Source organism: Mesorhizobium sp. (genome assembly GCF_004962925.1).
GTDB lineage: Bacteria > Pseudomonadota > Alphaproteobacteria > Rhizobiales > Rhizobiaceae > Mesorhizobium.
The window spans coordinates 1-8,624 of the sequence record NZ_SUEO01000251.1 but is presented as its reverse complement, the minus strand read 5'-3'; the positions used below and the strand labels follow the sequence as shown (position 1 = coordinate 8,624).

Below are 8,624 nucleotides of genomic sequence, written 5' to 3'. Positions count from 1 at the left end.
GACGCCGAACGTGTAATCGGAATAAAAGCTCGAGCGCTTGCCGTGGCCGCGCTGGGCATACATCAGCACGGCGTCGACCGTGTGCGGATCGCGCTTCCATTTGAACCATGGGCCTTTCGGCCGGCCGGCGAGATAGGGCGATTCCCAGCGCTTCAGCATCACGCCTTCGATGACCGGATGCAGCGGCTTGCGGCGCAATTCCTCCAGCGCCTGCCAGTCGGTGAACTGGACCAGCGGCGAAAGGTCGAAGCGGCTCGGGTCGAGACTCCTGACGAAGGCTTCGAGACGGCCGCGTCGCTCGCGGAAGGAGAGCGGCCGCAAGTCCTCGTCGCCGATCCGAAGCACGTCGTAGCAGCGCATGAAGGCCGGGTATTGCTGCTGGATCTTCGGCGTCACGCTTTTGCGGTTCAGCCGCTGCTGCAGGTCCGAGAACGTGCCTGTCGCCTGCAAGGGATCGCCGACCAAAAGCTCGCCGTCGAGAGTGGCGGAAAAGTCCATTGCGTCGGCGAGATCCGGAAAGGCACCGGAGACGTCGTCGCCGGTGCGCGAATAGAGCCGGCGCACACCGCCTTCGCAAACCGCCTGGACGCGGATGCCGTCCCATTTCCACTCGGCGGCGTACTCGGCCGGATCGAGCTTTTCGAGATCGCCGTCGCCGACCGGCGTCGACAGCATCACCGGCCGGAACAGCGCCAGCGCCGTTTTCTCAGGTTTCTCGGCCTTGCCTTCCAGCCAGGCGAACAGCTCGGTATACGGTGGCGTCAGCCCATGCCACAGCTCCTCGATCTCGGCGATGTCGACCTTGCCGAGATCGGCCAGCGCCTGCTTGGCCAGCCGCGCCGAGACGCCGATGCGCAGACCGCCGGTGACCAGCTTTATGATGGCGAAGCGCGCCGAGATGCTGGCGCTGTCGAGCAGCCGGGCCAGCACCTTCGGGCCGTCGGAACGGCTCGCCGCCTGCAGCTTTGCGACGACATCGGCGAGTGTCGGCTGATGGTTCGCGATATCCGCGGGCGATTGCGGCCAGACCAGCGACACCGTCTCCGCCAGATCGCCGACATAGTCGTAGGAATAGCCGAACAGCACCGGGTCCATGCGTTCCATGACCAGCGTGCGCAGCATCGCCGGCTTGACCGCCGCGATGGTGAGGTCGCCGGTGATGGCGGCCAGCGCCAGGCCGCGATTCGGATCCTCGACGCTGCGGAAATAATCGGTCAGCAGCGTCAGCTTGCCGTTGCGCGACGGCGTCAGGACCAGGCGATCGAGGAGTTCGGCGAAGCGGTTCATAGTGAAACGAGCCCGGCCAATCGAGAGAGCTTGCGCTCCACGCCACCCCCCTCTGGCCTGCCGGCCATCTCCCCCGCAAGGGGGGAGATCAGATGTCGCCGCTGATCTCGCCGATCTCCAACGTTGGGGGAATGAGTGCGGCGTCGAAGCTGCCAATCTCCCCCCTTGCGGAGGAGATGGCCGGCAGGCCAGAGGGGGGTGTGAAGGATCGGGACGCCGGCGATTGATGGATCAGCATTTGGCATCAATCGCCCTCATCTTCATAACCGACCAGATGCAGCGGCCGCGCGGCAATGCCTTCGAGTTCGCACCAGCGCACCAGGGCTTCCTCGCGGCCATGCGTCACCCAGATTTCCTCGGCGCCGGTCTCCTTGATCGTCGCGGTCAGTTCGTCCCAGTCGGAATGGTCGGAAATGATCAGCGGCAGCTCGACGCCGCCCTGCTTGGCGCGCTGGCGGATGCGCATCCAGCCGGACGCAAAGCACGAGATCGGATCGGGAAAGCGCCGCGCCCAGCGGTCGGCGAAGGCCGAGGGCGGGCCGACGACGATGGCGCCGGAGAAATCGTCCTTGCCACCGCTCTCGACCGTCGCCGGCTCCAGTGTCCCGAGGTCGATGCCCTGGCTCTGGTAATACTCGCTGAGCTTGGCCAGCGCGCCGTGGATGTAGATCGGCCTGTCGTAGCCGGCATCGCGCAGCAAGCGCATGACGCGCTGCGCCTTGCCGAGCGCATAGGCGCCGACCAGATGGGCGCGTTCGGGAAACTGCGCGGTCGATTTCAGCAGGCGGGCGATCTCTTCGGTGTCGGGCGGATGGCGGAACACCGGCAGGCCGAAGGTCGCCTCGGTTATGAACACGTCGCATTTGACCGGTTCGAACGGCTCGCAAGTCGCGTCCCTCTGGCGCTTGTAGTCGCCCGACGCGACGATGCATGTGCCCTGATACACGACCTCGATCTGCGCCGAGCCAAGCACATGGCCGGCCGGATGGAAGGTGACGGTGACGCCGTTCAGCGCAGTCGTCTCGCCGAGTGCGGCTGCTTGCGTCGTCCCGGCAAAACCCTCGCCGTAGCGCAGCCCCATAATGTCCAGCGTCTGTTGTGTGGCCAGCACCGAGCGGTGGCCGGAACGGGCATGGTCGGAATGGCCGTGCGTGATCAGCGCCCGGTTGACCGGCCGTACCGGATCGATGAAGAAATCGCCGGGTGGGCAATAGAGGCCCTCGGGCCGGGGATGAAGCAGGTCGCTGGCGCGCATGGCTTAGAGATAGTTGCTAATTCCGGCGCGGGAAGCCTGTTGCAAGTGACTGCTGATTCGGCCTACAGGCAACGGTCGGCGGGACCTCCGTTTTCGAGCCTCGTCCGGCGTCCTTTTTCGTTCACCTGCGCCATGTGTGGCGCAGGCTGCGAAAAAGCCCGATTCGCGTGCCCGAAAGTGCGGGACATCGATACGGAGGACATTCCATGCGCTGGAACTTGGTAGTCTTGGCATCTTGCCTGGCGATGGCCGGCTGCGCCGGCGCCTCGGTGGCCGAACGACAGGATGAGAATGTCCAGTCCTCGCTGCAATATGATAGCGTGCCTTGCGATCAATTGCTGGCGCAACGAAACGAGCTGGCGCAGCGATATCGCCTTTCGCGGGATGCCAAGCCGTCCTTCTCCGATCCGGGGGTGGGCCTCGGCCCGTTCACGCCGGACGTCCGTTCCAAGACCCAGCGTGACGTCGAACAGGCAAGCGGCCGGATCGACGCCATGAACCGCTCGATCGCCCGCCGCGAATGTGGCAAACCGGCCAAGCAGACCAAGCTTGGCCTGCCTGGTTAATACCCCGCGTCGCGATCCACCAGGTTCTCGAGCTTCTCGCCGCGCTCGAAGGCGGCCATCTGGCGCAGCATGATCGGCGCCAGATGGACGGGGTCGGAGGTCGCCGCCGCGTGCGGCGTCACGAACACTTTCGGGTGGCTCCATAGCGGGCTGGTCTTGGGCAGCGGCTCGACCTCGAACACGTCGAGGCTGGCTTCCTTCAGCGTGCCGTCCTCCAGCGCGCGCACGATGTCGGCATCCTTCTGCAGGCGGCCGCGCCCGGCATTGATCAGCACCGAACCGCCGAGGCCGTTGCGTTTCCTCAGCTCCTTCAGCACGCCGTAATTGACGATGCCTTGCGTCCGCGGCGTGAGCGGCAAAAGCACCACCAGAATATCGGTGGCGTTGAGGAAGGGGATCAATCCAGCCTCGCCCGCATAGGTCGAAACGCCTTTCATCGGCCGTTCGCTGCGCGACCAGCCATTGACCGCAAAGCCGAGCGACAAAAGCACCGACGCCGCCGCGCGGCCAAGCGTGCCGAGCCCCATGATGCCGACGGAGATGTCGTCGGCTGGCCGTTGCGGCGGCTCGTGCCAGATCTTCCTTTTCTGCTGCGACCGGTAGAGCATGCCCTGGCGGTGATGATCGAGCACCCGCCAGACGACATATTCGGTCATGTACTGGGTCAGGTTGTCGGCGACGACCTTCACGATCGGCACGTCGGGCACAGTGGGATCGGCCAAGATGTGGTCGACGCCGGCGCCGATCGAAAAGACAGCGCGCAGATTGGGCAGCGACGACAGAAGGTTCGGCCGCTGCTTCCACACCACCGCATAGGTGATCGAGGGATCGCTGGCGCCGTCCGGCTCGAGCACCACCTCGCGTTCCGCCGACAGCAATTCGCGCCAGCGCTGCGGATGAAAGCCGGTGACGGCAAGCAGGATACGGCCTTTTTCCATTTCCGGAGTTTTCTTCCCTTTGTGCAGGCTACTCGCTGACGATGCCGACCGGCGCCGTCTCGATCCTGAACGCGGCCGAGATCAGCGCCTTGGTATAGTCGGTCTGCGGCCGTTCGAAAATCTGTTCGGATGGGCCGGCCTCGACGATTCTGCCATTGCGCATGACGATGACGTCGTTGGCAAGCGCGCGGATGACCTTCAGATCGTGGCTGATGAACAGATAAGCGAGGTCGTGCTTCGCCTGCAGGCTGCGCAGAAGGTCGACCACCTGCGCCTGCACGCTCATGTCGAGCGCCGAGGTTGGCTCGTCCAGCATGACGAAGCGTGGGTTGAGCACCATGGCGCGGGCGATGGCGATGCGCTGGCGCTGGCCGCCGGAAAATTCATGCGGATAGCGATTGCGCGTAGCGGGATCGAGCCCGACTTCCCCGAGCACATCGACGATGCGCTTGTCACGCTCATCGGGCGACAGGTTCGGCTCGTGGATCTTCAACCCCTCCTCGATGATCTCGGAGACCGACATGCGCGGGCTCAAGGACCCGAACGGATCCTGGAAGACGATCTGCAGCTCGCGCCGCAGCGGCCGCATGGCGTTGAAAGTCAGTTCGTTGATGTCGCGCCCGTTGAACCGAATGGTCCCGGTCGACGAAATCATCCTGGCCAGTGCCAGGCCGAGCGTCGTCTTGCCCGAGCCGGATTCGCCGACGACGCCGAGCGTCTGGCCGGCGCGCACGGTGACGTCGATGCCGTCGACCGCCTTCACATTGTCGACGGTGCGCCGGAAAAAGCCTTTCTTGATCGGAAACCAGACTTTTATGTCCTGGCCCGTCATAACTGGTTTGGCGGCAGCGTTGGCGGCGGGCGGCTTGCCCTTCGGTTCGGCGGCAAGCAGATGCCGCGTATAGGCATGCTGCGGATTGGCAAAGATATCTTTCGTCGGCCCGGTCTCGACGATCTTGCCCTTGGTCATCACGCAGACCCGGTCGGCGATCTTTCTGACGATGCCGAGATCGTGGGTGATGAACAGCATCGACATGCCCTTGCGGCTCTTCAGCTCCGCAAGCAGTTCGAGGATCTGCGCCTGCACGGTGACGTCGAGTGCGGTCGTCGGTTCGTCGGCGATCAGCAGCTCCGGTTCGTTGGCCAGCGCCATGGCGATCATGACGCGCTGGCGCTGACCGCCGGAAAGCTGGTGCGGATAGGCGTCGAGCCGTTTCTCCGGCTCGCGGATGCCGACCTCGTTGAGCAGTTCCAGCGTGCGCGCCTTGGCTTGGCGATCGCCCAGGCCCTGGTGCAGCGTCAGCACCTCGACGATCTGCTGCTCGATCGTGTGCAGCGGATTGAGCGAGGTCATCGGTTCCTGGAAGATCATGGTGATCTTGTTGCCGCGCACGCGGCGCAATTGCTTCTCGTCGGTGGCGAGCAGGTCGGCGCCTTGGAACAGGATCTTTCCCGACGGATGGCTGGCGGCCGGATAGGGCAGCAGCTTCAGCACCGACAGCGCCGTGACCGACTTGCCGGAGCCGGATTCGCCGACCAGCGCCACCGTTTCGCCCTTGGCGATGTCGAAGGAGATGTGGTCGACCGCCATCGACTGGCGGCCTTCCTGCGCGAAGGCGACGCTGAGATCGCGGACGGAGAGGATAGGAGCTTCGCTCATCTGAACGTCTTGCGCGGATCGAAGGCGTCGCGGGTCGCCTCGCCGACGAAGACCAGCAGCGACAGCATCAGCGAGATGACGACGAAGCCGGAAATGCCCAGCCATGGGGCATTGAGGTTGCGCTGCGCCTGCTTCAGGAGCTCGCCCAGCGAGGCCGAGCCGGGCGGCAGGCCGAAGCCAAGATAGTCGAGAGAGGTCAGCGTCGAGATCGAGCCGCTGAGCAGGAAGGGCAGGAAGGTCAGCGTCGCCACCATGGCGTTGGGCAACAGATGCCGGAACATGATGGTGCCGTTGGACACGCCGAGCGCGCGCGCCGCGTTGACATATTCGAAGTTGCGGGCGCGCAGGAACTCGGCCCGCACCACGCCGACCAGCGCCACCCAGGAGAACAGCAGCATCAGCCCGAGCAGGATGAAGAAGCCGGGCGGCAGAATGGCGGCGACGATCAGCAAGAGATAGAGCACCGGGATCGCCGACCAGATTTCTATGAAGCGCTGGAACAGAAGGTCGGTCCAGCCGCCGAAATAACCCTGCAATGCGCCGGCCGTCACGCCGATCAGCGCCGAGCCGGCGGTAAGGATCAGACCGAACAGCACCGAGACCCTGAAGCCGTAGATGACGCGCGCCAGCACATCGCGTGCCTGGTCGTCGGTGCCCAGCCAGTTCCAGTTACCGACGACGCAATTGGGGTCGGCGGCACCTTGCGGATACTGGTTGCAACGTGTCTTGGCGTCATAGAGCCAGGACGGCTTGGTGGGCGCCGCCTCGGGGATGGCGTTGTTGACGGTCCGGTAGGAGTAGCGGACCGGCGGCCAGATCATCCAGCCATTGGCATTGATCTCGTCCTGGATAACCGGATCGCGATAATCGGTGACCGCATAAAAGCCGCCGAACTTCTCCTCGGGATAAGCGACCAGGACCGGAAACAGGATCTCGCCCTTGTAGGAAACGATGACCGGCTTGTCGTTGGCGATCCATTCGGAAAACAGCGACAGCACGAAAAGCACGAGGAAAATCCACAACGACCAATAGCCGCGCCGGTTGGCCCTGAAGTTCTGCAGGCGCCGCTGGTTGAGCGGCGACAGCCAGGGCCGGGCCATCCGGTCCGGCGCCGTTTCGACTGCGGCCCCGGCCATCAGACGTCTCTCCGCTCGAAGTCGATGCGCGGATCGACCCAGGTGTAGATCAGGTCGGACATGAGCCCGACAATCAGGCCAAGCAGCGAGAAGATGTAAAGATTGGCGAAGACCACCGGGTAGTCGCGTTCGACCACCGACCTGAAACCGAGCAGGCCGAGGCCATCGAGTGAAAAGATGTTCTCGATCAGCAGCGACCCGGTGAAGAAGGCCGAAATGAAGGCGCCCGGAAAGCCGGCGACGACGATCAGCATGGCGTTGCGGAAGACGTGTCCATAGAGCACCTGCCGTTCCGACAGGCCCTTGGCGCGCGCGGTCACCACATATTGCTTGCGGATTTCCTCGAGGAACGAATTCTTGGTCAGAAGCGTCGTGGTGGCGAAGGCCGACAGCACCAGCGCCGTCAGCGGCAAGGTCATGTGCCAGAAATAGTCGGCGATCCGCGCCGGCCAGGACAGCTGGTCCCAATTGTCGGAGGTGATGCCGCGCAGCGGGAACCAGTCGTAGAACGATCCGCCGGCAAACAGCACCATCAGCAAGATGCCGAACAGGAAGCCCGGAATGGCGTAGCCGACAATGACGACGCCGCTGGTCCATACGTCGAATGCCGAGCCGTCCTTGACTGCCTTACGGATGCCGAGCGGGATCGAGATCATGTACGACAGAAGCGTAATCCACAGCCCGATCGAGATCGACACCGGCATCTTCTCCAGGATCAGATCGATCACTGAAATGTCGCGGAAATAGCTGTCGCCAAAATCGAACCGGATGTAGTTCCACAGCATCATGCCGAAACGCTCGAGCGGAGGCTTGTCGAAGCCGAATTGCTTTTCCAGCTTGGCGATGAATTCGGGGTCGAGCCCTTGCGCGCCGCGATATTTCGAACCGACGTCGCCGGCCGCATCGACATTGCTGCCGCCGGCATCGCCACCGCCGCCGCCGAGGCGGTCGCTGCCGCCCTGGTTCGTCAGCCTGGCAATGACCTGCTCGACCGGCCCGCCCGGTGCGAACTGGATGACGGCGAAGGAGATAGCCATGATGCCGAATAGGGTCGGGATCATCAGCAGGATGCGGCGCAGGATATAGGCGCCCATCAGGCTCTCTGCCTTGCTTGAGCGAAAATCTCAGGCTTTGCCAATTTTTATCGCCCTGTCCTTGTCGAACCACCACAGTACCTCGACCGGAAAGCCGAAATCGGGCTTCTGCTCGGGAAAGCCGAACATGTCCCAATAGGCGACTCGGTGATTCGCGAGATAATATGTTGGAATCCAGTCTAGCCGCGCGCGCAAGACCCGATCGAGCGCTTTGAGCGCCGTGACGAGCTCGATCCGGCTGTGCGCCTTGCCGGCTGCCTCGATCAGCGCGTCGACGGCTTTGCTTTCCGTACCGGGATAATTGCGCATCCCCGGCGCTTTCGCCATCCGGGAATCATAGAGGATTTCCAGGCCGTCGGCCGTCGGCGTCGCCCCGATCGACCAGCCGAGCATGTTGAAATCGAAATCGAAGTTGCTCTGCCGCGCCTCGTATTGTGTCGAATCGACCTGCCGGATCGAAGCGTCGATCCCGATCGCCTTCATATTCTCGGACCATGGGGCGAAAATGCGAACGAGGCCATCATCCTCGGCCAGCATTTCCACCCGCAGTCGCTCGCCCTTCTCATTGACGACGAAATTGCCCGCTCGCTTCCAGCCGGCTTCGGCAAGCAGTCTCGAAGCCTCGCGCAGCAGCTTACGGTCGTGGCCAGAGCCGTCGGAGACGGGCTGCATCACCGGTTCGCCGAAG

Annotated in this window: 8 protein-coding genes; 1 reads left to right on the top strand and 7 read right to left on the bottom strand. The window is 63.7% G+C overall.

Annotation, left to right across the window (positions count from 1 at the left end; all coding sequences use genetic code 11):
* Together E5W87_RS31205 and E5W87_RS31200 are read right to left on the bottom strand one after the other, a co-directional pair.
* A partial coding sequence (locus E5W87_RS31205) for a cisplatin damage response ATP-dependent DNA ligase (RefSeq protein WP_292406517.1) occupies window positions 1-1,287 on the bottom strand: 1,287 nt, incomplete at its 3' end.
* A gap of 244 nt (window positions 1,288-1,531) precedes the next feature.
* Window positions 1,532-2,542: a ligase-associated DNA damage response exonuclease gene (locus E5W87_RS31200; protein WP_292406514.1), complete on the bottom strand. Its 1,011-nt coding sequence runs from the start codon at window positions 2,540-2,542 to the stop codon at window positions 1,532-1,534.
* Between the two features lie 206 nt (window positions 2,543-2,748).
* Here E5W87_RS31200 and E5W87_RS31195 point away from each other — a divergent pair, with 206 nt between their 5' ends.
* The gene (locus E5W87_RS31195; RefSeq protein WP_292406511.1) at window positions 2,749-3,108 is read left to right on the top strand and encodes a hypothetical protein; all 360 of its coding nucleotides are present in this window, start codon (window positions 2,749-2,751) and stop codon (window positions 3,106-3,108) included.
* On the opposite strand, the gene E5W87_RS31190 is transcribed toward E5W87_RS31195, so the two are convergent.
* The 5 genes from E5W87_RS31190 to E5W87_RS31170 all read right to left on the bottom strand — a co-directional run.
* Complete coding sequence (locus E5W87_RS31190; protein ID WP_292406510.1) at window positions 3,105-4,046, bottom strand: glyoxylate/hydroxypyruvate reductase A; 942 nt, start codon at window positions 4,044-4,046, stop codon at window positions 3,105-3,107. The two genes, E5W87_RS31195 and E5W87_RS31190, sit on opposite strands and share 4 nt — an antisense overlap.
* A 28-nt stretch (window positions 4,047-4,074) precedes the next feature.
* On the bottom strand, window positions 4,075-5,706 hold the full coding sequence (locus E5W87_RS31185; protein ID WP_292406507.1) for an ABC transporter ATP-binding protein: 1,632 nt from the start codon (window positions 5,704-5,706) through the stop codon (window positions 4,075-4,077).
* A complete protein-coding gene (locus E5W87_RS31180; RefSeq protein WP_292406504.1) occupies window positions 5,703-6,842 on the bottom strand; it encodes an ABC transporter permease in 1,140 nt (379 codons plus the stop codon). Before E5W87_RS31180 ends, E5W87_RS31185 begins: the two co-directional genes overlap by 4 nt.
* Window positions 6,842-7,936 carry a microcin C ABC transporter permease YejB gene (locus E5W87_RS31175; RefSeq protein ID WP_292406500.1) on the bottom strand — a complete coding sequence of 365 codons (1,095 nt, stop codon included), beginning with the start codon at window positions 7,934-7,936 and terminating at the stop codon, window positions 6,842-6,844. Before E5W87_RS31175 ends, E5W87_RS31180 begins: the two co-directional genes overlap by 1 nt.
* A 30-nt stretch (window positions 7,937-7,966) precedes the next feature.
* Window positions 7,967-8,624, bottom strand: a 658-nt coding sequence (locus tag E5W87_RS31170; protein ID WP_292406497.1) for an ABC transporter substrate-binding protein, incomplete at its 5' end; no start/stop codon positions are given.

Bases quoted from the DNA above. Each gene is read 5' to 3' on its own strand.
- E5W87_RS31200 (WP_292406514.1), bottom strand. From the start codon at position 2,542: ATGCGCGCCAGCGACCTGCTTCATCCCCGGCCCGAGGGCCTCTATTGC.
- E5W87_RS31195 (WP_292406511.1), top strand. From the start codon at position 2,749: ATGCGCTGGAACTTGGTAGTCTTGGCATCTTGCCTGGCGATGGCCGGC.
- E5W87_RS31190 (WP_292406510.1), bottom strand. From the start codon at position 4,046: ATGGAAAAAGGCCGTATCCTGCTTGCCGTCACCGGCTTTCATCCGCAG.
- E5W87_RS31185 (WP_292406507.1), bottom strand. From the start codon at position 5,706: ATGAGCGAAGCTCCTATCCTCTCCGTCCGCGATCTCAGCGTCGCCTTC.
- E5W87_RS31180 (WP_292406504.1), bottom strand. From the start codon at position 6,842: ATGGCCGGGGCCGCAGTCGAAACGGCGCCGGACCGGATGGCCCGGCCC.
- E5W87_RS31175 (WP_292406500.1), bottom strand. From the start codon at position 7,936: ATGGGCGCCTATATCCTGCGCCGCATCCTGCTGATGATCCCGACCCTA.